Consider the following 26799-nt stretch of genomic DNA (forward strand, 5'->3'; position numbering starts at 1 on the left):
AATGAAATATACTGAAATTATGGTTCGCTATGGTGAGCTTTCAACAAAAGGAAAAAATAGGAAGGATTTTATCGGACGGCTTGCTGGAAATGTAACTAAAGTTCTACGTGACTTTCCGCAAGTTGAAATTCATCCACGTCACGATAGAATGCATATTGTATTAAATGACGCACCTTTTACTGAAATAGATCAACGGCTAAAAAGAGTTTTTGGAATTCAAACGTATTCACCAACTATTAAAGTAGAAAAGACGCTAGATGCCATTAGGGAAACTTCACTTGCATTAATGAAAGAAACTTTTAAAGCTGGCATGAGTTTTAAAGTTAATACCCGTAGAAGTGATCATCATTTTACTTATGACACTAATGAATTAAACCTAATGATTGGTGATTATTTATTTAAAAATATGACTGGCTTGAAAGTAGAAATGAAGCATCCAGATTTGGTATTACGTATTGAGGTGCGCCAAGATGCGGTATATATTTCTAACCAGTTGCTTCATGGTGCCGGTGGCATGCCTGTAGGCACTGGCGGTCACGCAGTTATGATGCTATCCGGGGGAATTGATTCGCCAGTTGCATCATATCTTGCTTTAAAACGTGGTGTAGACATTGATATGATCCATTTTTATAGTCCACCATACACTACTGAAAAAGCACTAAATAAAGCTAAGGAATTGACTGGAATTTTAGCCAATTATTCTGGGCGAATTAATTTTATTGCTGTACCATTTGCTGAAATTCAAGAAACTATTAAAGAAAAATTACCAGAAGGTTATCTAATGACGGTTCAACGCAGATTTATGTTGCGCTTAGCCGATCAAATCCGTGCAAAAAGAAGAGGTCTAGCGATTTTTAATGGTGAATCTATCGGGCAAGTTGCATCTCAGACATTGGAATCGATGGCAGCAATTAATGATATAACAACTACTCCTGTTGTGCGCCCAGTGGCAACGATGGATAAAACTGAAATTATTCGTTTAGCTGAACAGATCGGAACGTTTGATTTATCGATCCAGCCGTTTGAGGATTGTTGCACAATTTTTGCGCCACCTCGTCCAAAGACCAAGCCAAGAATTGATAAGGCTCGTGAATATGAATCTCGCCTTGACATTGCAGCATTGGTCAACCGAGCTCTCGATGGTATGAAAATAACTACTATTTATCCTGGCGATAAATTCTTAGCTAATAAAGCTAAGGAAGATACTGCATTGCTATAAAAAACATGCTATAATACATTCAAAGCAATAATCAAGAGGGTATTAACTTTATAAATAGAGAAAGGCTCATTGTTGGTGAAAAGCCGAATGAAGGTTAATCAGTAGCTTGATTAAGCTGATTGGCTGAACTAATAGTAAGCTGATTCGGTAGGTTAACCGTTATCACTGTTAAGAGAAGTAGGTTTTAACCTGCTTAACCTTAGGTGGTACCGCGGTTAAATTAAATCGTCCTAGACAATTTGTCTAGGATTTTTTTATTGGGAGAAAAATTATGACAGATCTAGCACCTAAATATGATCCCCATGAAGTTGAAGAAGGTCGGTATCAAGAATGGCTTGATCAGGATCTTTTTAAACCATCGGGTAATAAAAAAGCACATCCATATTCAATTGTTATTCCACCGCCAAATGTTACAGGAAAACTTCATTTGGGACATGCCTGGGATACCGCAATTCAAGATACATTAATCCGCTTAAAACGGATGCAGGGCTATGATACCTTATATTTACCAGGCATGGATCATGCTGGAATTGCGACACAAGCTAAAGTTGAAGCAAAATTGCGTAAGCAAGGAAAAGATCGTCACCAAATGGGCCGTGAAGCCTTTGTAAAACAAGTTTGGGACTGGAAGGATGAATACGCAAATATTATTAAAGGCCAGTGGGCCAAGATGGGGCTATCCCTTGATTATTCGCGTGAACGCTTTACTTTAGATGAGGGACTATCGAAAGCTGTAAAACGGGTCTTTGTACAGTTATATAATGAAGGTTTAATTTATCGCGGTGAATATATTATTAATTGGGATCCACAACTGCAAACGGCTTTGAGTGATATTGAGGTTATTCATCAGGATGATAAAGGAGCTTTTTATCATATTAAATATCCATTCGCTGATGGTTCGGGCTTTGTAGAAATTGCGACAACTAGGCCAGAAACTATGTTTGGAGATACAGCAGTTGCTGTTGCACATGGTGATGAACGTTACAAAAATATTGTTGGTAAAGAATTGGTATTGCCACTAGTAGGTCGTAAAATTCCGATTATTGAAGATCAACACGTTGATCCTGAATTTGGGACTGGACTAGTTAAAATTACCCCAGCACATGATCCAAATGATTTTGCAGTAGGAAATCGTCATCATTTAGAACGCATTAACGTAATGAATGATGATGGTACGATGAATGAAAATGCTGGAAAATTTGCAGGAATGGATCGTTTTGACTGCCGTGAGGCCCTGGTTAATGAATTAAAGGATCAAGGCTATTTGATTAAAGTTAAACCAATTGTTCACTCCGTTGGTCATTCTGAACGTTCTGGTGTTCAAGTTGAACCACGTTTATCAACACAATGGTTTGTAAAGATGAAGCCGTTGGCTGAGAAAGTTCTAGAAAATCAAAAAACTGAAAATAAGGTCAATTTTGTTCCTGAACGCTTTGAGCAAACACTTGAGCATTGGATGGAAGATGTTCATGATTGGGTAATTTCTCGTCAGCTATGGTGGGGTCACCGAATTCCTGCTTGGTACAATAAAAAGACTGGTGAAATGTATGTTGGTGAGGAAGCACCAAAGGATGAAGAAAACTGGAATCAGGATTCTGATGTTTTAGATACATGGTTCTCAAGCGCTTTGTGGCCATTTTCGACAATGGGTTGGCCAGATGAAGATGCTGCCGATTTTAAACGCTATTTTCCAACTAATGCCTTGGTTACTGGTTATGATATTATTTTCTTCTGGGTATCACGAATGATTTTTCAAAGCTTGCACTTTACCCATGAGCGCCCATTTAAGGATGTTGTTTTACATGGTTTAATTCGTGATGAACAAGGTAGAAAGATGAGTAAATCTCTGGGTAATGGTGTTGATCCAATGGATGTGGTTGATGAGTACGGTGCCGATGCTTTACGCTGGTTTTTACTTAATGGAACAGCACCAGGCCAAGATACACGTTATAATCCAAAAAAATTATCTGCTGCTTGGAACTTCATAAATAAAATTTGGAATGCTGCTCGATTTGTAATCATGAATTTACCAGAAGATTCGCAGCCGGCACATTTACCTGATACTAAGCAGTTTGATTTATCGGATAGTTGGATTTTTGATCGATTGAATCACACTGTTAGTGAAGTCATTCGGCTATTTGATGAATACAAGTTTGGTGAAGCTGGCCGAGAATTGTATAACTTTATTTGGAATGATTTTTGTGACTGGTACATTGAGATTTCCAAAGTTGCATTAAATGGAGATAATGCGGAATTAAAGGCTAGAAAGCAAGATAATTTAATTTGGATTCTTGATCAGATTTTACGTTTACTTCATCCAATCATGCCGTTTGTAACTGAAAAATTATGGTTGTCAATGCCACACGATGGTAAGTCAATTATGGTTGCTAAGTACCCTGAACAACATAATGAATTTGTTAATGATACTGCTCAGCATGATATGGCTTTCTTAATTGAAATTATTAAGGCTGTTCGTAATATTAGAATGGAAGTTAATGCACCGTTATCATCTTCTATTGATATCATGATTCAATTAGAAGATGCAAAAAATGAACACATTTTAACAGATAATTCTGACTATGTTAAAAACTTTTTGCATCCAAAAGAATTAACTATTGCAACTAAAATTTCAGCGCCTAAATTGGCTAAAACCGCCGTTGTTTCGGGAGCGCAAATTTTTATACCCTTAGCTGATTTAGTTAATGTTGAAGATGAAATTAAGAAGATGAGAAAAGAAGAAACAGATCTTGAAGCTGAGGTGGAACGGGCTACAAAGAAGTTGAGTAATCAGGGCTTTGTGGTACATGCACCAGCAGCTGTTATCGACAAGGAAAAAGAAAAGTTGTCCGATTATGAAAGTCAACTTGATAGTGTACGGCAAAGAATTAAAGAATTGAAGAAGAGTGAATAAAGTGATTTTTAATAATACGAAAACCTTTTTGTCATATTTATATGCTCTACCTAAAAAACACTCTAAATCCAATTTAAGTTACATTCAAAAAATTTTACATGTCCTCGGTGATCCACAAGACCAGGTTAAAACAATTCACGTAACAGGGACTAATGGTAAAGGGTCGACATCGTATTATTTAAGCCATTTGCTAGAAAAGGCCGGTCAAAAGACTGGCCTTTTTGTTTCACCTTATGTGTTTGAGTTTGGTGAACGAATGCAAATTGATGGTAAAAACATGACAGATTCTGCCATGCTTAAAACAGCTAATCAAATTGAAAATGCTCTATATAAAATAAGAAAACTTGACCCGGATTTTTCATTAGTAACCTTTGAATATGAAGTTGTTATGGGCTTTGTATACTTTGCCAAGGAAAAATGTGATTTTGCGGTCATTGAAGTTGGCATTGGTGGTCAACATGACAAAACGAATGTAATTATTCCAGAGGTCAGCATTATTACTACAATTGGATTGGATCATGAGAAAATTATCGGTCCGACTATTCAAGATATTGCTTATGAAAAAAGTGGCATAATTAAAAAAAATCGCCCGTTAGTTGTGGGGAATATTCCACGAGAAGTTATGCCTATAATTAATAAAAGGGCGGTTAAACAACATGCTGCATGCTATAAATTGGGGCAAAATTTTAAAATTTTTCTTAATAAAAAGTTGATCTATCAAGATAATGAGCATCATCTTAGTTTTTTACCACGACCTAAGGTAGAAAGTTATGATATTGCTGTTGCACTTAAGGCCTTTTTTTTATTGCAGCTACAACTATCAGATAGGCAAATTATAGATACGATTGATCAAACTGTAATTCCAGGACGTTATCAAATATTACAGGCCCAACCTTTAATTATCTTAGATGGGGCGCATAATCAGCAAGCAATGAAAAATTTGCTGAATTTTGTTCATCAACAGCAAAATTTGCGTAAAGCTACAGTGAGAATTTTAATTATGATAATGCGGGATAAAGATCTGGATCCTATTTTTTCTTTGTTCAAAGAAACGGATCGGGTAAATATAACAACGATTGATTATCCACGTGCCGCTAAATTGGAAGATTTTCCGAAAAAAATCAAAAATAAATATCCTTATTGGCTAGATTGGAAAGTTGCATATGCTTCCTTAAAACATGAGAGTAAATCAAATGATATACTAGTAGTTACGGGATCATTTTACCTAGTTGGTAATATTTTGCAGCTGGAGGAATCAAATGAAAGTTCAAGGGATTAACGAGCGTGTTAGGGGAATTCTGTTCGATATGGATGGATTATTGATGAACTCTGAAAAGCTGTATTGGCAAGCTAATATAGTGGCTGCTAAAGAAGCTCATATTAATGTTCCAGATGATCTTTATTTAAAACTTGTTGGGTCATCAGAAGATGAAATGAATCATTTTTATCATCGCTATTTTAGTAGCTATGAGCAACGGAATCGTTTTATTAAACGTACAAATGAATTGGTTTGGCAATGGACTGATGAGGGTAAATTAAAGTTACTTCCCGGAGTTCAGCGAGCTTTGGATTGCTTTCAGCATCTTGCACTTTCGATGGCAATCGTGACAAGTAATACAGAGGAAGTAGTTGAACATAATTTGTGGGTAACTGGTATTCGAAATTACTTTGATTTTCATTTGAATTCTGCTGACATTTATAGAAATCATATCAAGCCAAAACCAGAACCAGATATTTATCTTTTAGCTGCCGAAAGAATGGGATTACCCAAACGTAATTTACTTGCTTTTGAAGATTCTTCTTCTGGAGTGAAATCTGCTACTAGTGCTGGAATAAAGTGTGTAATGATTCCTAATTTATTGCCTGCAAATAATCAAGATAAGGATAGTGCAGTAGTTGTTTGTTCAAGTTTTGATGAGTTTTTAGAAAAAATTTAGTCTTTTCTACGTATCTAATTAGTGAAAGGAATGATTTAATGAAGTATATCAAATCCAGTCACTTTTGCGTAGACACAGATATGGAATTGTTGTGTAACTTATTTAATCGACTGAATGATAATGGAATTAGTCGATTTGATGAGTTAATTAAAAAACTTACAGAAATTCAAGTGAATAGTTTTAGTGATCTGTTTGCTTATCTTTCTGGCGCTAATTGTGATGATGATCTTGCAATTATTTGTGAAGATTTGCTTGAAAGATTGAGATTAGCTGTGCCTGATCGTGAGGCTATTTTGACCTCCAGCAATGAAGTAGGGATGTATTTAATGGATAAGTTGGCAGGTCATCAACAGGAGGAATTATGGGTTCTGTATATTGATAACAGTAATCATATTATTGCAGAAAAGTGCCTATTTCGTGGAACCTTAGATAAGTCAATTGCGCATCCACGGGAAATTTTTCGTTGGGCCGTGATATATGCTTGTGCAGGAATTTTTGTTGTTCATAATCATCCTAGTGGTAATTTGTCACCATCTAAGAGTGATATTGAATTAACTAAGAGCTTAATATCAATTTCTCAAGTAATGCACATTGATTTTTTAGATCATTTTATTGTCGGTAAAGGCAAATATCTCAGCTTGAAAGAGAAACAATTATTTTAAAATCATCTAAAACTTAACTCGGAAATCTATTTTAAACCGTACTTTATGCTATAATTATTCAAGATTTAGAGACTGCAGTTATTAAGGAGAGATTTTCGTGTTTGGATTAGGAGCTAAAAATATTGGTATCGATTTGGGTACAGCCAATACTCTTGTTTATATGGAAGGAAAAGGAATTGTTCTTAGAGAACCTTCTGTTGTGGCAAAAAACACTCAAACTGATAAAGTGATCGCAGTTGGTTCAGAAGCTCGTGAAATGATCGGCAGAACGCCAGCTAATATTGCTGCCATTCGACCAATGAAAGATGGAGTGATTGCAGATTACGATACTACGGCTGCCATGTTAAAATACTTTATTGAGAAAACAGTGGGAAATGCTAAGCCTTCAGCAATGATTTGTGTGCCATCGGGTGTAACCGAGGTAGAAAAGCGTGCTGTCATTGACGCTGCGAGGGTTGCTGGTGCTCGTGAAGCTTTTGTAATTGAAGAGCCCTTTGCTGCTGCTATTGGTGCTGGGCTTCCAGTCATGGATCCTACTGGATCCATGGTTGTTGATATTGGTGGAGGTACAACAGATGTTGCCACAATTTCACTTGGTGGCATTGTTTCCTCTACATCAATTCGGCAGGCTGGAGATAAGTTTAATTCTGCAATTATAAACTATGTGCACTCTAATTTTAATTTGTTAATTGGAGAGCGTACTGCTGAAGATATTAAGATTCAAATTGGTTCGGCTTCAGTTGAAAAAGCCACGAATATTGAATCGATTAATATTCGTGGTCGTGATTTAGTTAGTGGTTTGCCAAAATCTGTTGATGTAAAAGCTGTTGATGTTGCTAATGCTATTCAAGATGTTGTTCAGGATATCATTGTGGCAATTAAAGAGACACTTGAACAAACATCTCCAGAAATTGCGGCAGATGTTATTGACCATGGGATTGTTTTAACCGGTGGTGGAGCATTGCTGAAGAATTTACCAGATGTTATTTCAGAAGCAACTAAAGTCCCAGTTTTTATTGCTCAGGATCCACTTGATTGTGTTGCGTTAGGGACTGGCAAATCTCTTAAAAACATTGAACTAATGCGCAAAAGTCGCAGATAATCTTGAAAGTCGGCTATTTTTGCCGACTTTTCTTTAGGGATAAATTCCATATGAAGAAGTTTTTACAAAATAAAAAATTATTATCAGTCTGTATAGTTATTATTATTGCTTTTTCCATCATAGGTGGTAGCGTAAGTTTACGTAATAATCGAAATACACCATTACTTATACAAAGCTTTGGAAATGATATTGTAGCAGTTGGTACCAGAATAGTTAATTTTCCGATTAGCATAGTTTCAGGTAATTTAAACAGTGTTTATGATTTATTAAAAACGCAAGATGAAAACAATTATTTAAAGAGTCGTGTAACTGAATTACAACAGACTAAAACCCGCAATCAAGCGCTTGAAGCGGAGAACCAACAATTAAAGGCAGCATTAAAAGTAAAACAAACAATGACCGACTATGACACGGTACAGGCTTCAGTTATCTCACGTTCACCAGATAGCTGGCTTGATTTGCTGGTGATCAATAAAGGTACTACTTCAGGTTTACAAAAAAACATGGCAGTCATGTCAGGTGGTGGTGTGATTGGACGAATTGTTGAAACTAATGCTGCTTCTGCTAAAGTTGAATTAATTACAACTAGTGATAAATCAGCAAATCGTTTTGCGGTTGAAGCGGAAGCGACTAATGGAAAAAAAGTTCATGGAGTTATCACTGTAATTGGATCTAATACTTTAGCCTTTACTCAAGCAATTGACGCTCATAAGCTTAAAGCTGGAATCAAAGTATATACAAGTGGTATGGGGGGGAATTCACCAAAAGGATTGTTAATTGGTTCAATTGCTACTACAACACATGATACTTTTGGTTTGTCTAATTTGATAAAAATTAATCCAGCTGGTGAATTAAATGATCCGTCTATTGTTACTGTGATAAAAAGAAAGGTAGCAGAGTAATGCATGTCTTCAAGAAATTCACCTTGGCATTTGCTTTATATGTTGCCTTAGTTATTAATGCGAGTCTCTCTTTTTTCTTGCATCAATTTTTTGCCAATACAGGTGGTTCTAATTTGTTGATGCCAATTGGTATTATGCTGATTGCATTATTTGATGATACAAATAAAAATGAAATTTGGCTCTCCCTATGTAGTGGAATTATTGCTGATTTGTATTATTTTGGAATCATTGGCATTTATACTATTTCTTTACCAATTATTTGCTGGGGATTACAACGGATAGCTCGTTTTTTGCCAGAAGTTTTTTGGGTTAGGATTCTGGTTGTTTTGTTAACTGTAATTTTGCTTGATTCTTATACTTGGATGATTATAAATTTGGTCGGCATTAGTAGTATTTCGGTTACCAAACTACTTACAAGCATCATACCTACTCTTTGTTGGTCGCTTTTATTTACAATAATTACTTACAAACTTTGGGACGTTTTGGCTAGTAATTATCCCTTTATGGTTAATCTTGATAATTACAAACAATAAAAACGTGAAGCCACTGCCTTCACGTTTTTATCCTAGCATTCCCATGCTAGCTAATGAACTAACTGCCTGCATAATAATGCCTACCAAGGTAATGAGTGCCATTAACCAAGCCATTACAATTGTTAGTCTTTGAAATTTTGATCTTTTCTTTTTATGTCTACGTGCCATAAATTCGTCCTCCTATTTGAACAATATTTTATTCTACTTGATTATTTTTTTCAATTAGGAAAAGCAATAAGAGGCATAATTAAATTATCGAGGTGCAATATGCTTTATATTTTTTTACTACCGCTAATTGGATTAATTATTGCTTTTGGACTAGCTCATTTTTTTCCAAAAGCAAAATTTAGAGGATATGATGTTTTACCTTTATTTTTTATTATGGCATGTCACTTAATTTCGGTTCAGCAAGATAAGCCAGAATTCTTGCCTTATGGCTTTTTCACTTTTTTTATTCTGATTGTGATTTTAGCTGCTGTTGAAGCAATTAAAAATAAAAATATTTCTTTAATTAAATTAATCCGTCAAATTTGGGATTATCTTACTGTCAATACAATATTTTGGTATCTTGGCTTGTTATTTATGATGATCTAACTCTAAGTAATTCGAACATAAAATAAAAAAACTGCTAAATTTTGCTTTTTAAAAGTATTAGTTTAGCAGTTTTTTATTTAGAAACAATGAGACCCCCACATTTTTCTTAAATAAAAAAGTTGAAAAATAAAGGTAATTTACTTATTTCAAAATAAAAAATTAAATAATTCATCTTTTATTACTAAAAAAGTGGTAGGAAGTGGTGAATTGTGGTAAATTATTCTTAGGAAGGAGGCTAAGCCATGTTCATGGGTGAATATCATCACAATCTTGACAGTAAAGGACGCTTAATTATACCTGCTCGTTTACGAAGTCAGATTGGTGACAAGATGATTTTTACGCGTGGAATGGAGGGCTGTATATTCGGCTATACCACTGAGGCATGGGAGAAAATTGAAGCCAAATTAGCACAACTTCCTTTGACTAAGAGAAATGCACGTAGTTTTACACGTTTGTTTTATTCTGGTGCGATGGAGTGTGAATTCGATAAACAAGGGCGTGTCAATCTGACCACAACATTAAAGAATCACGCTTCCTTGGTTAAAGAATGTGTCATTGTTGGCGTTTCAGATCGAATAGAAATTTGGTCAAAAAATCGTTGGGAAGATTTTAGCATACAGGCTAACGAAGATTATGATGACATTGCTGAAGATTTTGATAATATTGAACTATAAATTATGAAATTCAAACACACCAGTGTACTCTTACACGAAACAATTAATGAATTAAAACCAAAAAATGATGGGCTTTATGTGGATGCAACCTTTGGTGGAGGCGGACATGCAAAGTACTTGTTAAGTAAACTTGATAGAGGAACGTTAATCGGTTTTGATCAAGATCAATATGCAATAGATTCAGCAAAGTTAAACTTTGCTAATTTATTAGCTTCGAAAACTGGTCCGCAATTAAAATTGGTACACGATAATTTTAGCCATCTGAATGTGAATCTGGTTAAGCTAGGTTATCAAGATGGTATTGATGGTATCTATTATGACTTAGGAGTTTCTTCTCCACAATTTGATCAAGCTGAACGTGGATTTTCGTATCGCTTTGATGCCAGACTGGATATGCGAATGGATCAGAGGCAAAGCCTCGATGCATATCAACTGGTAAATGAAACAAGTCAAAAAGACTTAGCAAATATTTTATATAAATATGGTAATGAGAAATTTTCACGTCAAATTGCTCACAAAATCATTGAAAGCAGACAAAAAAAGCCGATTGAAACAACTTTTGAGCTAGTGGAAATAATTAAAGAAGCTATTCCGGCGTATGTTCGTCGTAGCGGTGGACATCCTGCAAAGAAAACTTTTCAAGCCTTACGTGTAGCTGTAAATCATGAACTCGAAGTATTAAATGAATCACTTGAAGAGGCAATTGATTTACTAAAGCCGGGTGGCAGAATTAGTGTAATTACTTTCCAATCCGACGAAGATCGAATCGTCAAAAGTATTTTTAAAAAGTATTCTGAAGTTGAAGTTCCAAGGGGAATGCCAATGATACCAGATACTTTAAAAGCAAGAATGCGTTTGGTTAATCGAAAACCAATTGTTGCTTCAGATGAAGAATTAAAAAATAATAACCGCTCACACAGTGCCAAGTTGCGGGTAGCAGAAAAATTGTGAAGAGGGAAAAGCAATGGCTGATAGTTTAGCAAGAAAAATAGAATTTAATCCTAATGAAAAGCCAAAACCACAAAATAGGCAGCGGCAAGTTCTTGATTATCATCAAGTTTCTTGGTCTGTTTTTGAGAAGACTTTATTGACTGTGGGAGCAATTATTACAGTTGTTTTAATGGCTATTTTAGTTTCTTCTAGTATTTCTGCAACATCAGCCCAGCATGAACTTACCAGTGTACAGCGTTTAGTTGAAAAAAAGCAGAGTCAAGTTAGCGATTTACGTCAGGAAATGGGAGAGTTAACTTCGACTAGTAGAATGAACAGGATTGCTCGTAACAATGGGTTGACTTTAATCGATAAAAATATTAGGACTATTCGCTAATGAAAAAACGCGTTATAAATTTAGAATCACAAAAATCCAAAGCTCACAGATACCGTTTTACAGTTGGAAGATATTTTCAGGTAACTGTAGCTTTGGTTTTTCTTGTATTTATGGGTAGATTTTTATATATTGGAATATCTAAAACTGTTAATGGTCAAAATTTAAATCAGAAAACTGAACAGTTGTATATGCGCAATCAAGTATTAAAAGCAAATCGTGGAACGATTTATGATCGCAATGGATTAGCAGTTGCGCAAGATTCTCAATTGTATACTGTTTATGCCATTTTGGATAAGTCGTCAATTAATTACAAAAACAAACCGGAATATGTTGTAAATAAAGAAATAACAGCTGAAAAATTAGCTCAAGTTCTGCCTTTATCCAAAAATCAAATTTTACATTATTTGTCTCCAATACATCCAGCTTTTCAAGTACAATTTGGTAATGCTGGTATTGGTTTAAATAAGAAACAAAAGGATAAAATTGAAAAGATGAAATTGCCAGGAATCAAATTTTTTGAGACACAGTCTCGACTCTATTTAAATGGTAATTTTGCTTCTCATGTGATTGGATTAGCAACTCCAGAATATAATAAGAAGACCAAAAAAGAAAATTTGGTAGGAACTATGGGACTTGAGGCATGGTATGATAATACTTTGTCTGGTAGGGATGGTTATCAAATTTCATCGGTTGATGCTGCAAATTATCAAGCGCCAAACAGTGTTCAAACATACAAAGCACCAGTTGATGGAAATAATATTTACTTAACTATTGACTCACAGCTACAAACTTATCTGGAAAGTAGGTTAACTTATGTTCAAAAAAACTACGACCCTGTATCAATGACAGCAGTAGTGGAAGATTTAAAAACTGGTAAAGTATTAGCTGCATCACAAAGACCAACATTCAATCCGCAAACGAAAAAAAATTTAAGTCACTCATATCGTGATATCTTGATTCAGGACACTTTTGAACCTGGATCAGTATTTAAGGTTTTAACACTAGCAGCCGCTACTAATAGTGGTAATTATCATCCTAATCAATATTACAATTCTGGCTCTGTGGTAGTTAAAGGTTCAGCTATTCATGACTGGCAGGCGCATGGCTGGGGAAGTATACCATTTTCACAAGCATTTGCGCGATCTAGCAATACAGGATTTGTTCATATTGAACAACAAATGGGGGCCAAGACTTGGCATAGCTATTTGAAAAAATTCCGTATTGGTCAAAAAACAGGAGTAACTTTGCCGGGCGAGCAACCAGGTTTTTTGACTTTTAATTCACCAATTGATCAGGCAGTAACTAGTTTTGGTCAAGGTGTAAATGTTAATGTAATGCAAATGATGCAGGCATTCAGTAGTTTGGCAAATAATGGACAAATGGTTAAACCGCAATTTGTTGATAAAACATGCGATCCAACAGGGAAAACAATCACTAATTATCAAATTAAAAAAGTTGGCCAGCCTGTATTTTCTCCTGAAACTGCGCAAGTAGTCTTGTCTAACATGAAGCAGGTTTTGAATAAGCGCATTGGTACTGGATCAATTTATAGAATTGATCATGAAAGTATTGCAGCTAAAACTGGTACAGCTCAGATCGCCAATCTTAAAGGCGGAGGCTATTTAAAAGGTGATAGTAATTATATTTTTTCGGTGGTTGGTGTTACGCCAGCCAAAAATCCGCGTTATTGTATCTATATTACAATGAAACAACCACGCAGAATGAGTAAACCCGCTGAAGTGATTTTGGCATCTATTTTCAAGCCCCTAATGAAGAGAATTATTTTAATGTCGCAAAGTGGACTGAATAGTTCACTATATGTTAAGGTACCCAATTTTAAAGGGCTGAATTATTCTGATGCTGTAAAAAAAGCGAATCAGGTTGGCCTTGAACTAGAAAAAATTGGTAAGGGTGATAAAATAACGGCACAGGCTTATCTTCCTGGTAAAAAAGAATTGCCTGGGTCACGGCTATTTGTTAAAACTTCAGGGCAAATGATTTGTCCAAATATGAAAGGTTGGACACTTGATGATCTTCATCAATTTTCTGAATTAACTGATCTAAATCTAATTATTAGTGGGTCAGGCAGGGTTCAAGATCAGAGTATTTTGCCAAAATTACCGATTAAGTCAAAAGATAAAATAAAGATAAAATTAAAGGAGTAGCACCTTATGCTTATTAGCATCATAGCATTAGTCAGTTCATTAGTAATTACAAGTCTTCTTTTACCATGGATGATCATTTTGATGCGATCACACCATGAAGGACAGGAAATACGTGATGAAGGTCCTAAGTGGCATCAGAAAAAATCAGGAACACCAACAATGGGTGGTATTGTTTTTGTACTTGCTTCTGTCGTTTCAACGTTATGGGTTGTATTATGGCAGCATGAATTTAGTAAATTGATTTTAATATTGGTGTTAAGTTTATTAGGTTATGGCTTAATTGGATTTCTTGATGATGGTATAAAGCTTGTTTATAAGCGTAATTTAGGATTAAAAGCTTGGCAAAAATTTACTCTTCAGATTTTAATTGCATTACTGATAGTTGTACTTGCGACTGCTGATCATTTCAAATTTAGTCTTTATTTGCCATTTTTTGGTGTTGTCAGCAATATTTTTTTATTTATTGTGTTTATTGTCTTTTGGTTGGTTGGTTTTTCAAATGCAGTGAACTTATCAGACGGATTAGATGGATTAGCCACCGGATTGTCAGTAATTGCTTATGGAACTTATGCAGTTTTAGCGTTTAAACAACAAAATTTAGCAGTTTTAATATTTTGTATGAGCGTATTAGGCGGCCTACTAGCATTTTTCGTTTTCAATCATAAGCCAGCCAAGATTTTTATGGGAGATGTTGGTTCATTAGCTCTTGGTGGAGGACTAGCTGCTGTCAGCATATTCTTACATCGCCCATGGTCATTGTTACTAATAGGAATTGTCTTTGTTTGTGAAACTGCAAGTGTAATTTTGCAAGTCATTTCTTTTCAAACTACTGGAAAACGAATCTTCAAAATGACTCCAATTCATCATCATTTTGAAATGCTGGGATATTCAGAATGGAAAGTTGATTTTATTTTCTGGATAGTTGGATTACTAGGAAGTATCTTGTATCTTATGATTTGGGGGTAAACAAAATGAAGCAAATCAAAACTTATGAAAATAAAAATATTCTGGTTCTTGGATTAGGAAAAAGTGGTTTTGCAGTTAGTAAACTACTCCTTAAACTTGGGGCTAAATTAACATTAAATGATCAAGCGGATCTGACAAATAACGAACATGCAAAAAAATTACGTGATCTTGGGGTTCGCATTATTAGCGGAACTCATCCTGTTAATTTGTTTGACCATGAGCAATTTGATTTTTTGGTTAAAAACCCTGGAATTTCGTATGATAATCCGATGGTAAAAAAGGCGCAAGAAGTTGCGATACCAATTATTACAGAACCACAGATTGCTTTAAATGTAAGCGATACGCCGTATGTCGGAGTGACGGGGTCCAATGGTAAAACAACGACTGTAATGCTTACACAGCAAATCCTCGACCATCACTTGAAAAAGTACGGGCACCATGCATATGCCGTTGGAAATATTGGTGTCCCAATTTCTGAAGTTGTTCTTTATTCAACTAAAGATGATGTTCTAGTAGTTGAATTATCTAGTTTTCAACTATTAGGTGTAAGTGATATTAGACCCCAAGTGGCGGCAATTGTTGATATTTATAATAATGTACATCTTGATTATCATAAATCATTTAGCAACTACGTGAACGCTAAGTTAAATATCACCAGAACTCAAACTTCTGAGCAATATTTTTTGGCAAATTATGATCAAAAAGATATTTTGATTCAGGAAAAAAATGCTTCTAAAGCACATATTTTGACTTTTTCAGAAAAAGAAAATGCAGCTGATTTTTTTATTGCAGATGATTATTTGCAAAGCAAAAAAGAAAAAATTATGAAGACGAGTGATATGAAGTTACCAGGACTTCATAATCAGCAGAATGCTTTAGTTGCTAGTGCAATTTCTTTGATAATGGGTGCTAACCTTGATGATATACGTACTATATTAGCATCTTTTGCTGGTGCTAAACATCGCTTACAATATGTGATGACACTTGAAGGACGCCAGGTTTATAATGATTCTAAATCAACCAATATCGAAGCTGCATCAGTAGCAATTCCTTCTTTTAATGAACCAGAAGTTTGGATAGCTGGAGGGTTAGATAGAGGTTTTAGTTTTGATGAACTTGTTCCACTTATAAAAAAACATGTTAGAGTTGCTGTTTTGTATGGTGAAACTCGATATTTATTGGCAGATGCTGCCCGTAAAGCTGGCGTTGAACAAATTATTATTAAAGATACTTTACAAGAAGCAGTACCTGAAGCATATCAGGTTAGTGAATCTGGTGATGTTCTGTTATTTTCCCCAGCTTGTGCCTCTTGGGATCAATTTAGAACATTCGAAGAACGCGGCGATTATTTTATAAAATTTATTAAGGAACTGAAGACTAAATAAAATGAGAGTTATTTTTACAGGTGGTGGAACTGGTGGCCACATTTATCCGATTATGGCGATTATTGAAAGGTTAAAGGAGCGTAAATTAGCAACAAATGATGAAATTTTGTTTGTTGGAACAAAAAACGGTTTAGAAGCTAAGATTGTTCCAGATGCTGGTGTTAATTTTAGTACAATTGAAATTCAAGGGTTCAGTCGCAAACATATAATGACTAACTTTTCAACACTTAAAATGTTTGTTAGGGCAACTAAAACTGCCAAAAAAATCATTAGTGAATTTAAACCAGATGTTGTTATGGGGACCGGTGGCTATGTCAGTAGCGCGCTTGTCTTTGCAGCTGCAAAAATGAATATCCCAACAATGATTCATGAATCAAATTCAGTGGTTGGTATTGCTAACAAATTTTTGGGCCATTATGTTGATAAAATTTGCTACACTTTTGATGATGCTGCTAAACAATTCACTGAAAAGAAAAAGTTGGTGAAAACTGGGAATCCGCGCTCTCAACAGGTACTAAGTTTATTTTCTGAAGATTATAATATTCGCTCGTCACTAAATTCTCCAAGACCAACGGTGTTGATTTTTGGAGGTTCACGAGGAGCCTTGGCTATTAATAAAATAATGCTAAAGTCCATAATAAAGTTAAAACATAAGCCATATCAAACTATCTGGGTAACTGGGATGCTTTATTATGATAAAGTTAAAGCAAAATTGACCGGCATTGATTATGGAGATAATATAAAAATCTTACCGTACGTCAATGATATGCCTGCATTATTACCCAAGATGACGTGCGTTGTTTCACGGTCTGGAGCAACGAGTATTGCTGAATTTACTGCTCTCGGAGTGCCTGCAATTCTCATACCAAGTCCTAATGTAACACATAACCATCAGATGCAAAATGCACTGGATTTAGAAAAAGCTGGAGCTGCCATTGTCATTGCTGAAAATGACTTGAATCCTAATAATTTTATTTCTTCAATTGATCATATTTTACTTGACGGCAAATATGCTAATGCAATGAGTGATGCTTCTAAAAAATTGGGCGTCCCAGATGCTTCAGATCAAGTAATTAAAGTTATGAAGGAAATCTCTAAATAACTGGAATAAGAAGGTGAGGTAGTTGAAAAAAAAACGTGTAACAAAAATTGACCCTCAAGAAAAATTATCACGCTATTTAAACTATCAGTCTAATCAAACTAAGAATAAACAAAGAACCAAGGTTTCTGCCTCGCTTTCTAAATTGCGCAATGAACGTAAGACAGCTTTGGTCAGAAAATTGGGGTTGATTTTTGTTGTTTCATTTATTGCACTAATTATGCTTGGTTACTATATTTCGCCTCTGGCAAATGTTAATAGTGTGAAAATTACTGGTGAAACTGATCTTCCTGTAAAAGATGTAGTACAGACATCAGAAATCAAAGCAAGTGATAAGGTAATTGATTATCTTTTACATCAAAGCAATATCAAATATAAATTGATGCACCATTATCCTGAGATTAAGAGTATACAGATAAATATTAGTAATTTTAACCAGTTAACTTTAAGAATTAACGAATACCAAACAATAGGCTACATAAAAAAAGAGATGGGATATCGTAAAATTTTAATTAATGGAAACTTAGGATCGCAGTTATTGCCTTGGAATAAAATCAGCCGAAATCAGCCGATTTTTATTGGTTATAATCACGAAGTGTCTTTGAAAAACAATCTACATTTATTTAATAGTTTACCAAAAGAATTTCGTGATCAGATTAAACTTTTAAGTGGAAAGACCAGAAGAAAGTCACAAGTTATTTTCGTCATGAAAGATAACAATGTTGTTATTGGTAATATTGACACACTCAAAAGCAAACTAAAGTATTATAATGATATAAAAGATAAAGCTGGAAAAGAAAGTTTAATCGATTTAGAAGTAGGGGCATATAGTCGTCCCCTAACTGCAAATGAAAAGAGAGTTTACGGTATTTTGTAGGCTGAAAATATGTTTATTTTATGGTAAAATTTTTGAAAAGATTATCGACGGGGGGTTAATTTTTGGACAATACAAATCTTTTGGTGGGCTTAGATTTAGGAACTACAAGTGTGAAGGCTGTAGTTGCTGAGTCAGGAAAAGTGATTGGTGCAGTAGCGGTACCAAATAAAGGTATGCGACATGGAAACATTGTTGACATCGATGAAACTGCAAGTGCAATTAGTAAAGCTTTAAAAGAAATCGCCAAAAAAACTAATGCAAATATTTATCGTGTTGTAACTGGTATTCCAGTAGGAATGTTACAGTTAGAAGCAGCAAGTGATTTGATTAACGTTAGTGATAATGGCCAAGAAGTTGGCAATAATGATGTTAGGCGTGTTATTCGTGCATCAATTCGATCCGCCGTTAAGAATGAACGGGAACCAATTGCTTTTTTACCAAGTCGTTTCTTGATTGATGGCAAAACAGAAGTTGATGATCCGCGTAAAATGATTGCTCATTCACTATCAGTTCAAGGTATTATGCTAACTGCACCGGCTAGCCCTTTGCATAATATAAAAAAGGCAATTGAACGTGCGGGTTATCAAAACAATTTCTTTATACCAACCCCTCTTGCTATTTCTAGTGTAGCTCTTGACGAAAGTGAGCGTACTTTTGGATCGATTATCCTTGAATTAGGTGGAGGTGTAACCACAGCTACTGTCATACACAATGGTCAGATCAAGTATGCAAATATTGACTTTGAGGGCGGTGGTGATATTAGTAATGATATTTCTACTGTTTTAAGTACTTCGAAAAAAGATGCTGATCAATTAAAGTTAGATTATGGTTATGCTGATCCCAATCTTGCCTCTGTTAAGAATAAGTTTGCTGTTAATAGTGTTGGCACTAATGGGCAACAAATGGTTGACGAAGTTTATTTAAGTAAAATTATTAATGCTAGGATTATTCAAATAGTTGATAGAATCAAAAAAGGTTTGGTCAAGCATGATGCATTGAAGTTACCTGGAGGAATTGTAATTACTGGCGGTAATAGTTTACTACAGGGAACAGATAAAATAATTTCCGATACTCTTAATGTAAAAACGCGTATTTATCAGCCAGATCAAATTGGAATGCGTAATCCTGTTTATTCAGCAGCATATGGTATTGTCAACTATGCTTATAAAATGTCTGATATTGATTTTTTAGTTATTGATGCAATTTACGGTAAAAACTCTCTAGGACAAGTTACTGAATCCGATTCACGACTGACTAAAAATTTAAAAAGAGTGAATACTACAGATGAAACAAAAGTAAAAGAAGAATATAATAGACGTGAGTTGCTGAAGCGAGAACACAAGTCGCAAAGCAAGAAAAAAAGTAATACAGATAATAAGGAAAAAGGCATTAAGAGTTTCTTCAAGAAGTTCTTTGATTAAAGGTGGTTAATATAGATGGATTTTACATTTGACTCAGACGACAATAAAAATGCTGTCATCAAAGTCATTGGTGTTGGCGGCGCAGGTGGTAATGCAGTCAATCGAATGATTGATGATGGTGTTCAAGGGGTATCCTTTGTGGCTGCCAATACTGATGTACAAGCTCTTAATAGTAATAAAGCTGAAACCAAAATTCAATTAGGGCCAAAATTAACGAGAGGTTTGGGAGCTGGTTCGCATCCAGAAGTTGGTCAAAAGGCAGCTGAAGAAAGTGAACAAACAATTGAAGATGCACTAAAGGGTGCAGATATGATTTTTATTACAGCTGGAATGGGTGGTGGAACTGGTACAGGTGCAGCGCCAGTTGTTGCTAAAATTGCACGTGAAACCGGAGCGTTAACCGTTGGTGTTGTGACACGTCCTTTTACTTTCGAAGGCCCTAAACGTTCAAAGAACGCTGCTGAAGGAATTTCACAATTAAAACAATATGTTGATACATTAGTTATTATTGCAAATAACCGATTACTTGAAATGGTTGACAAGAAAACTCCGATGATGGATGCCTTTAAAGAAGCAGACAATGTTTTAAAACAAGGTGTTCAAGGTATTTCAGATTTGATTACTTCAACTGATTATGTTAACTTGGACTTCGCAGATGTAAAGACAGTTATGGCTAACCAAGGTGCTGCTTTGATGGGGATTGGTCGTGCTAGTGGTGAAAATAGAACGGTAGAAGCTACTAAGTTAGCTATTTCCTCACCTTTATTAGAAGTTTCAATTGACGGTGCTAAGCAAGTGTTACTTAATATTACAGGTGGTCCTGATTTGACTTTGTTTGAAGCTCAAGATGCTTCGGAAATAGTTTCTAAAGCTGCTGGTGACGATGTTAACATCATTTTCGGAACATCTATTAATCCTAACCTAGGTGATGAGGTAGTTGTTACTGTAATTGCAACTGGAATTAGTTCTCAAGCGGAAGAAGAAGCATCCAAACAGTTACCTGGACGGAGTCATCAAATTAAAGTGCAAGCTGAACAAACAAAAAGTTCAGATGATAATGTTTCAACAGTCCCACAACCAACTACAATGCCACCTTCAGAGCAAGTCAAGACTGCACCTAAGCATAAGTCAATGGTTGATCCTACAAGCGTATGGGGGTTAAACAGTGAGGATCAGGAAAGCAGAAGAACAACCCCATTAAATCTTGATCAAGATGAAAATCAAAGTCCTTTTGATGTAGATGATCAAAGTAGTATCTCACAAATTGAAACAAGTGCGATGGATGATGATACAGATGATATACCTTTTTTTAAACACCGTGGTGAAAATTAATAGGAGGCAGAAGAATGGCTTTTAGTAAAATAGGTAAATTTTTTGGCGTTTCTGATGATGAGATGATTAATGACGAAGATTATCTTGAAGATCAATCTGTTGATGAAGAGAATACGGCTATTACTAACGGAGTTGATCATGATAAAGTTGTCTCAATTAAATCTGGGATAAGTTCTACTAAAAGTAAGATTGTTCTTTATGAACCGCGTGTGTATTCTGATGCAAAAGATGTTGCTCAAAATTTATTGAATGATAAGGCTGTGATTATTAACTTTAGTCGCATGGAAGATGCTTCAGCGCGAAGAATTGTTGATTTTATTACTGGTACTGTTTATGCTCTTAGTGGTGAAATTCAACGAATTGGAGATAAGATTTTTTTAGCTACACCACCTAAATTTGTGACTAATGGTAAAATTAGCGATTTAGTTGACAAGAAAGATAACCTAAGTTAATGACAACAGTAATTTATAGTGTAATAACCCTAATTCGGCAACTAATCTGGATATATAGTATTATAATGGTAATTGATGCGATTATGAGTTGGGTTCCAGCTATGAGGAATTCAACTGTAGGTCGGTTAATTGATCGTTTGATTGAACCATATTTGAGTATTTTTCGTAAAGGACCAATTGAAAGCTTATCTAGCTCAACTGGGTTAGATTTATCTTTCATATTAGGACTATTACTACTTTATTTTGTACAAGATCATGTTATCATTTGGATAGCCAATATTTTACTAAGACTAGTTAATTAGGAACATACTATTTTATAAACTTAATAAAGTTAAAGAAGTCTTTTCAGTTGTTACTGGGGTGACTTTTTTTTATAAAAAGAATTTTAAATTCAGGTAGATTGTTGACAAATAAAAGTTCAAAGATTGAATTAAAGTTGGTGAATTAGAACGAATTTAGAAAAATTAAAGAGACAGCAACAGTATGCTAAAAATATTTTAAGTCAATATGAACAGTCTGATCACAAGTTTAATAACAAGATAATTAGTTTTTTTAATAATGTTGCGTTTAGGAATGAAATCATTTTGACTGATTTTCTTGATCCTGGGCAAATTGCAATGCTAAAAGCAATAGCAGGGACTGAAATTTATGTTCAAGAATATGGTGGTTACAATAGAGCCGAAAAAAGGAGGCTCTATTTAACTCCAAAAAAGTCTAAACGATCAATTTTCGATTTTCAAATTGCGATTTGTCAAATTAATTATCCATCAAACTTTGCTCGATTAAATCATAGCATGATATTAGGGACTCTAGCCAATGCCGGTGTTGAAACTGATACTTTTGGTGATATAATCACGGATGGTAACGGAAATTGGCAATTTATGGTTAAAAAAGAGCTATTGCCTTTTTTTGAGAAGGAAATTAATAGAATTGGCCAAACCAAAGTGGAAATTAAGTCAGTTAAACTTTCTCAAGTGTTATTGCCAAAAGATAATAGTAAGGAAGTAGTAATTATCACATCTTCTCTTAGGATTGATGCAGTTCTTTCTGGAATTAGTGGTCATAGTCGAAGACAAATGAAGGATGCTTTTGCAAATAATTTAATTAAATTAAATTGGCATCATGTGATTGATTCTAATATAATAGTAAAAAAAGATGATATTCTAAGTTTGAGATTTTTTGGTAGAAGTCAAATTTTAGATATTTTAATAACCCGAAAAGGTAAATACAAGGTGGTGCTGAAACTTTGGCAAACAAAGAAACACAGAAGAAATTAACTCCAATGGATATTCATGATGTGGAATTTAAAAAAAGAGGATTAAGTGGTTATGATAGACATGATGTTGATCAGTTTCTAGATCAAATTGTTGATGATTATGGTGATACTCTTGATCAAACTGTAGATTTAAAAAATGAAATATTGCAATTGAAACAAAATCAAAGTGAGGCACAGCAACAAATTGATAGTTTGAATAAACAAGTAGCAGACTACCAAAGAGTTCAACGAGCTGCACAAGAAACAATTGCCCAGGCACAGGTAAGAGCGCGACAAATTGTTGATGAAGCTACGCAAAATGCTAACGATCAAATTGCTCAAGCTAAGGTCGACACTGATTATCAAAAACAGCAACTTCAAACAATTAAGGCCGATTATGAACATGTTAAAGAAGAAGCGGCAAGTTATCGAAGCTACATTCAAAAGTTATTGCAGCAAGCAATTGATAATTTAAACGATGAACAGTGGCAAAAAGCACTTGATAAATATTTTGGAACTGAGCGCTTCTATCCACAAGATGGTGGGGAACCGTTAACTTTAACTTCTGCTGAGGAAGATGTTGATGACGAAGATGATGAGGTTGACAATGATAACCCAAATGAAGTAAACTTTGGTGAAGACATTGATAATGATGAGCTGCGCCCAATGGAGGGCGATAGTTCTAATAATACAACGATCGATGTGCACGATAATGATTCAGGAGCAAATTCATTTATTTTTCCTGATGATTATAAGAATCACAATTAATAGACCGATAGTAAAATTGAGGTAGACTCAGCGAATTAGCGATGGTGGGAGGCTAGTCAAAGATACCATAGATTGATCAGCTGTCTTATTGGTTTATTGCGTCATTGCACGATATGCAATTATAAGTGGAGCTTAATAAGCTCAATTTAGGTGGTACCACGATTAAAAGCTCGCCCTAATTTTTAGGGTGAGTTTTTTATATAGAAAGGAATCCAAATGAAAGTAAAAGATACATTAAATTTAGGTAAAACCAAATTTAAGATGCGGGGAAATCTTCCGGTTCGTGAAGTAGAGTGGCAAAAGAGTTGGGACGAAAACAGGTTATACGAGCAACGATTAAAACTAAATGCGGGCAAGCCAAGATTTGACTTGCATGATGGCCCACCATTTGCTAATGGCAATATTCATATGGGACACGCTCTAAATAAAGTTTCCAAAGATATTATCGTTCGTTTCAAAAACATGAGTGGACATTATGCTCCGTTTGTGCCAGGATGGGATACTCATGGTCTACCAATTGAACAACAATTGGCAAAACAGGGCATAAAACGTGAAAAAATGAGTCGTTTAAAGTATCGCCAATTGTGTCAAGACTACGCAAATAAGGAAATTAAAAAGCAAATGGCTGACTTTAAGCGTTTAGGAGTCATGGCTGATTGGGATCATCCATATATTACTTTACAACCAGAATATGAAGCAACAGAAATTCGCCTATTTGGTAAAATGTATGAAAAAGGCTTTATTTATAAAGGTAAAAAGCCAGTTTATTGGTCACCATCGAGTGAATCTACCTTGGCTGAAGCAGAAGTCGAATATCATGACATCGAGTCTCCCTCGATTTATATTTCATTTCCTGTCAAAGATGGTAAAGGAATTCTAAGCGAAAAAGATACTTATTTTGTAATTTGGACGACGACTCCATGGACTATCCCTTCTAATCAAGGTATTACTGTTAATCCAGCTTTTGATTATTCAGTTGTTAAGGTTGACAATAAAAAATATGTCATTGGTACTCAACGGCTAAGTACCGTTGCTGAAATACTTGGTTGGAAAGATTACCAAATTGTTCAACATCTGAAGGGAAGCGATATGGATCGAATGTTAGCAACACATCCTCTTTATGGTCAAGATGTGTTACTAATGAATGCTATGCATGTAACTGCAGATGATGGAACAGGATTAGTCCATACAGCATCTGGGTTTGGTGAAGATGATTATAATGTTGCCCAAAAATATGGGTTACCGGTATTTAGTCCGATGGACAATAAAGGATGCTTTACTGATGAGATTCCTGATCCTGATTTAGTTGGTATTTTTTATGCTGATGCTAATAAAATTGTTAGTGAAAAGCTAAAAAAATCTGGTAATTTATTAAAATTAAGTTACTTTACTCACTCTTATCCACATGATTGGCGGACAAAAAAGCCAGTGATTTATCGAGCAACAACACAATGGTTTGCTTCAATTGATAAATGTCGTGAACAAATTCTCAGTCAAATTAATCAAGTTGATTTTAAGCCTTCATGGGGTAAATTACGTTTGCATAATATGATTAAGGATCGTGGTGACTGGGTAATTTCTAGGCAACGTGCATGGGGAGTACCACTACCTATATTTTATGCAGAGGATGATACACCAATTGTTACACCTCAAACGATTGAACATATTGCACAAATCTTTGAAAAAGAGGGATCGAATGCCTGGTACAAACATAGTGCTAAAGACTTGTTACCAGACGGCTTCACATCTGAACATTCTCCCCATGGAGAATTTAGAAAGGAAACTGATATCCTTGACGTTTGGTTTGATTCAGGGTCATCTCATCAAGCAGTGATGGCTAAAAGACCAGATTTGCACTTTCCAGCGGATCTATATCTTGAAGGTAGTGATCAATACCGTGGTTGGTTTAATTCAAGTTTAATTACTTCGGTTGCAACAACTGGGAAAGCTCCGTATCATTCAATTTTGTCTCAAGGATTCGTACTAGATGACAAGGGACATAAAATGTCTAAGTCTTTAGGCAATGTTATTGCGCCTAGTGATATCATTAAAAAAATGGGCGCAGAAATTATCAGGCTCTGGGTTGCTTCAGTTGATGCTACCTCTGACGTAGCCGTTTCACAAGATATTTTGAGTCAAACTTCTGAAAGTTATCGTAAAATTAGAAATACCTTTCGCTATTTACTTGCAAATACAAATGATTTTGATCCTATAAAAGACCGAGTTGATTATCAAGAATTAAATTCAATTGATCAATATCTAGAGGTTAGATTAAATGATTTAGTTGAGAGTTGTTTAAATAGTTATGAATTATACGATTTTAATATGGTATATAAACGTGTCTTTGCATTTATTTCGAACGATTTATCGGCTTTTTATTTAGATTTTGCTAAGGACGTCTTATACATTGAAGGTAAAAATAGTCATGCTAGACGTTCAATGCAAACTGTAATTTATGATGCAGCAGTTAAATTAGCAAAAATTTTAACTCCAATTTTGCCACATACTATGGAAGAAATTTGGACATTTTTAAAAGAAAAAGAAGACTACATTCAACTTTCTGAAATGCCAGTTGTTGAACAATATGATAATCGTGATAAACTATTATCAAATTGGAATATTTTTATGGACTTGCGCGATGATGTTCTCAAAGCGCTTGAAGAAGCGCGTAATAAAAAATTGATTGGAAAGTCATTTGAAGCTGCTGTAACAATTTATCCAACTGAAAAAGTTATGAATACCCTAAAACAATTAGATGCAGATTTTAGACAGATATTAATTGTCTCTAAATTAATAATTGCTCAGGATAATGCACCTACAGAAGCAGAACAATTTTCAAGTGCCTCAATAATTGTTAAACGTGCTGATGGAGAAGTATGTCCACGTTGTCGAATGATTAGAACAGATATCGGTAAAGATAACGATTTGTCAATGATTTGTGGTCGGTGTGCTGCAATTGTTAAGTCTGAGTTTCCAGAAGCAGTTCAAGAAGGATTAGAAGAATAATGCGTTTAGGAATAGTCAAACAGTTTGATCAAAATAGCAGTTTTGGTTTTATTGAAGACGAACAGAATCATAAATCCTATTTTGTTTTTTATACTGCGATTAAAGAAGAGGGTTATCGCAAGCTTCAAGTGGGACAAAAGGTCAAATACCAACTTGCGCAAGGTAAAAACGGATTACAATGTGTTAATGTATATTTAGCCGATGTTTAGGAA

The 26799-nt window shown here is 35.0% G+C and carries 26 protein-coding genes; 25 read left to right on the forward strand and 1 reads right to left on the reverse strand.

Annotation, left to right across the window (positions count from 1 at the left end; genetic code table 11):
• Position 1 precedes the first annotated feature (1 nt).
• The 8 genes from thiI (at position 2) to mreD (ending at position 9266) form a co-directional block, all read left to right on the forward strand.
• A complete protein-coding gene (gene thiI, locus ACYIAQ_RS00430) occupies positions 2-1219 on the forward strand; it encodes a tRNA uracil 4-sulfurtransferase ThiI (protein ID WP_483562144.1) in 1218 nt (405 codons plus the stop codon).
• A gap of 271 nt (positions 1220-1490) precedes the next feature.
• Positions 1491-4130, forward strand: coding sequence for a valine--tRNA ligase (locus ACYIAQ_RS00435; RefSeq protein WP_483562145.1), 2640 nt, complete (start codon positions 1491-1493; stop codon positions 4128-4130).
• A gap of 1 nt (position 4131) precedes the next feature.
• Positions 4132-5409 carry a bifunctional folylpolyglutamate synthase/dihydrofolate synthase gene (locus ACYIAQ_RS00440; RefSeq protein WP_483562146.1) on the forward strand — a complete coding sequence of 426 codons (1278 nt, stop codon included), beginning with the start codon at positions 4132-4134 and terminating at the stop codon, positions 5407-5409.
• Positions 5390-6067, forward strand: coding sequence for an HAD family hydrolase (locus ACYIAQ_RS00445; RefSeq protein ID WP_483562147.1), 678 nt, complete (start codon positions 5390-5392; stop codon positions 6065-6067). The genes ACYIAQ_RS00440 and ACYIAQ_RS00445 overlap by 20 nt, the downstream gene beginning before the upstream one ends.
• Before the next feature lie 38 nt (positions 6068-6105).
• Positions 6106-6729, forward strand: a complete 624-nt coding sequence (locus tag ACYIAQ_RS00450) for a JAB domain-containing protein (RefSeq protein WP_483562148.1) — start codon at positions 6106-6108, stop codon at positions 6727-6729.
• Between the two features lie 97 nt (positions 6730-6826).
• Positions 6827-7831 (forward strand): rod shape-determining protein, encoded by a 1005-nt coding sequence (locus tag ACYIAQ_RS00455; protein ID WP_122018078.1) that lies wholly within the window; start codon positions 6827-6829, stop codon positions 7829-7831.
• Positions 7832-7881: 50 nt separating this feature from the next.
• Positions 7882-8733 carry a rod shape-determining protein MreC gene (mreC, locus tag ACYIAQ_RS00460; protein WP_122018079.1) on the forward strand — a complete coding sequence of 284 codons (852 nt, stop codon included), beginning with the start codon at positions 7882-7884 and terminating at the stop codon, positions 8731-8733.
• Positions 8733-9266, forward strand: coding sequence for a rod shape-determining protein MreD (gene mreD, locus ACYIAQ_RS00465; RefSeq protein WP_483562149.1), 534 nt, complete (start codon positions 8733-8735; stop codon positions 9264-9266). The genes mreC and mreD overlap by 1 nt, the downstream gene beginning before the upstream one ends.
• A gap of 27 nt (positions 9267-9293) precedes the next feature.
• Here mreD and ACYIAQ_RS00470 read toward each other — a convergent pair whose 3' ends face one another.
• Positions 9294-9434, reverse strand: a complete 141-nt coding sequence (locus ACYIAQ_RS00470) for a DUF4044 domain-containing protein (RefSeq protein ID WP_122018081.1) — start codon at positions 9432-9434, stop codon at positions 9294-9296.
• 99 nt (positions 9435-9533) lie between these two features.
• Here ACYIAQ_RS00470 and ACYIAQ_RS00475 point away from each other — a divergent pair, with 99 nt between their 5' ends.
• The 17 genes from ACYIAQ_RS00475 (at position 9534) to ACYIAQ_RS00555 (ending at position 26796) form a co-directional block, all read left to right on the forward strand.
• Positions 9534-9860 carry a DUF3397 domain-containing protein gene (locus tag ACYIAQ_RS00475; RefSeq protein ID WP_122018082.1) on the forward strand — a complete coding sequence of 109 codons (327 nt, stop codon included), beginning with the start codon at positions 9534-9536 and terminating at the stop codon, positions 9858-9860.
• A 242-nt stretch (positions 9861-10102) separates the two neighbouring features.
• A complete protein-coding gene (gene mraZ / locus ACYIAQ_RS00480; RefSeq protein WP_122018083.1) occupies positions 10103-10534 on the forward strand; it encodes a division/cell wall cluster transcriptional repressor MraZ in 432 nt (143 codons plus the stop codon).
• A 3-nt stretch (positions 10535-10537) separates the two neighbouring features.
• Positions 10538-11485 carry a 16S rRNA (cytosine(1402)-N(4))-methyltransferase RsmH gene (rsmH, locus tag ACYIAQ_RS00485; RefSeq protein WP_122018084.1) on the forward strand — a complete coding sequence of 316 codons (948 nt, stop codon included), beginning with the start codon at positions 10538-10540 and terminating at the stop codon, positions 11483-11485.
• A gap of 13 nt (positions 11486-11498) precedes the next feature.
• Entirely contained in the window at positions 11499-11861 is a 363-nt protein-coding gene (ftsL, locus tag ACYIAQ_RS00490; RefSeq protein ID WP_122018085.1) for a cell division protein FtsL, read from the forward strand.
• A complete protein-coding gene (locus tag ACYIAQ_RS00495) occupies positions 11861-14026 on the forward strand; it encodes a penicillin-binding transpeptidase domain-containing protein (RefSeq protein ID WP_483562150.1) in 2166 nt (721 codons plus the stop codon). Before ftsL ends, ACYIAQ_RS00495 begins: the two co-directional genes overlap by 1 nt.
• 6 nt (positions 14027-14032) lie before the next feature.
• A complete protein-coding gene (mraY, locus tag ACYIAQ_RS00500) occupies positions 14033-14992 on the forward strand; it encodes a phospho-N-acetylmuramoyl-pentapeptide-transferase (RefSeq protein ID WP_122018087.1) in 960 nt (319 codons plus the stop codon).
• Positions 14993-14997: 5 nt separating this feature from the next.
• Positions 14998-16377, forward strand: coding sequence for a UDP-N-acetylmuramoyl-L-alanine--D-glutamate ligase (gene murD, locus ACYIAQ_RS00505; protein WP_483562151.1), 1380 nt, complete (start codon positions 14998-15000; stop codon positions 16375-16377).
• Position 16378: 1 nt separating this feature from the next.
• Positions 16379-17479, forward strand: a complete 1101-nt coding sequence (gene murG / locus ACYIAQ_RS00510) for an undecaprenyldiphospho-muramoylpentapeptide beta-N-acetylglucosaminyltransferase (protein WP_483562152.1) — start codon at positions 16379-16381, stop codon at positions 17477-17479.
• Between the two features lie 22 nt (positions 17480-17501).
• Positions 17502-18353, forward strand: a complete 852-nt coding sequence (locus ACYIAQ_RS00515) for a cell division protein FtsQ/DivIB (RefSeq protein ID WP_483562153.1) — start codon at positions 17502-17504, stop codon at positions 18351-18353.
• A gap of 62 nt (positions 18354-18415) precedes the next feature.
• Positions 18416-19774, forward strand: a complete 1359-nt coding sequence (ftsA, locus tag ACYIAQ_RS00520) for a cell division protein FtsA (protein WP_483562154.1) — start codon at positions 18416-18418, stop codon at positions 19772-19774.
• A gap of 15 nt (positions 19775-19789) precedes the next feature.
• The gene (gene ftsZ / locus ACYIAQ_RS00525; protein ID WP_483562155.1) at positions 19790-21106 is read left to right on the forward strand and encodes a cell division protein FtsZ; all 1317 of its coding nucleotides are present in this window, start codon (positions 19790-19792) and stop codon (positions 21104-21106) included.
• Positions 21107-21120: 14 nt separating this feature from the next.
• Complete coding sequence (locus tag ACYIAQ_RS00530) at positions 21121-21558, forward strand: cell division protein SepF (RefSeq protein ID WP_483562156.1); 438 nt, start codon at positions 21121-21123, stop codon at positions 21556-21558.
• The gene (locus ACYIAQ_RS00535; RefSeq protein WP_122018094.1) at positions 21558-21860 is read left to right on the forward strand and encodes a YggT family protein; all 303 of its coding nucleotides are present in this window, start codon (positions 21558-21560) and stop codon (positions 21858-21860) included. Before ACYIAQ_RS00530 ends, ACYIAQ_RS00535 begins: the two co-directional genes overlap by 1 nt.
• A 282-nt stretch (positions 21861-22142) precedes the next feature.
• Positions 22143-22835, forward strand: a complete 693-nt coding sequence (locus ACYIAQ_RS00540; protein ID WP_483562157.1) for a YlmH/Sll1252 family protein — start codon at positions 22143-22145, stop codon at positions 22833-22835.
• Entirely contained in the window at positions 22805-23581 is a 777-nt protein-coding gene (locus ACYIAQ_RS00545; RefSeq protein ID WP_483562158.1) for a DivIVA domain-containing protein, read from the forward strand. Before ACYIAQ_RS00540 ends, ACYIAQ_RS00545 begins: the two co-directional genes overlap by 31 nt.
• 216 nt (positions 23582-23797) lie before the next feature.
• The gene (ileS, locus tag ACYIAQ_RS00550) at positions 23798-26587 is read left to right on the forward strand and encodes an isoleucine--tRNA ligase (protein ID WP_483562159.1); all 2790 of its coding nucleotides are present in this window, start codon (positions 23798-23800) and stop codon (positions 26585-26587) included.
• Positions 26587-26796 carry a cold-shock protein gene (locus ACYIAQ_RS00555; protein ID WP_483562160.1) on the forward strand — a complete coding sequence of 70 codons (210 nt, stop codon included), beginning with the start codon at positions 26587-26589 and terminating at the stop codon, positions 26794-26796. Before ileS ends, ACYIAQ_RS00555 begins: the two co-directional genes overlap by 1 nt.
• Positions 26797-26799 lie beyond the last annotated feature (3 nt).

It is taken from the genome of Lactobacillus sp. X-49 (genome assembly GCF_057063645.1).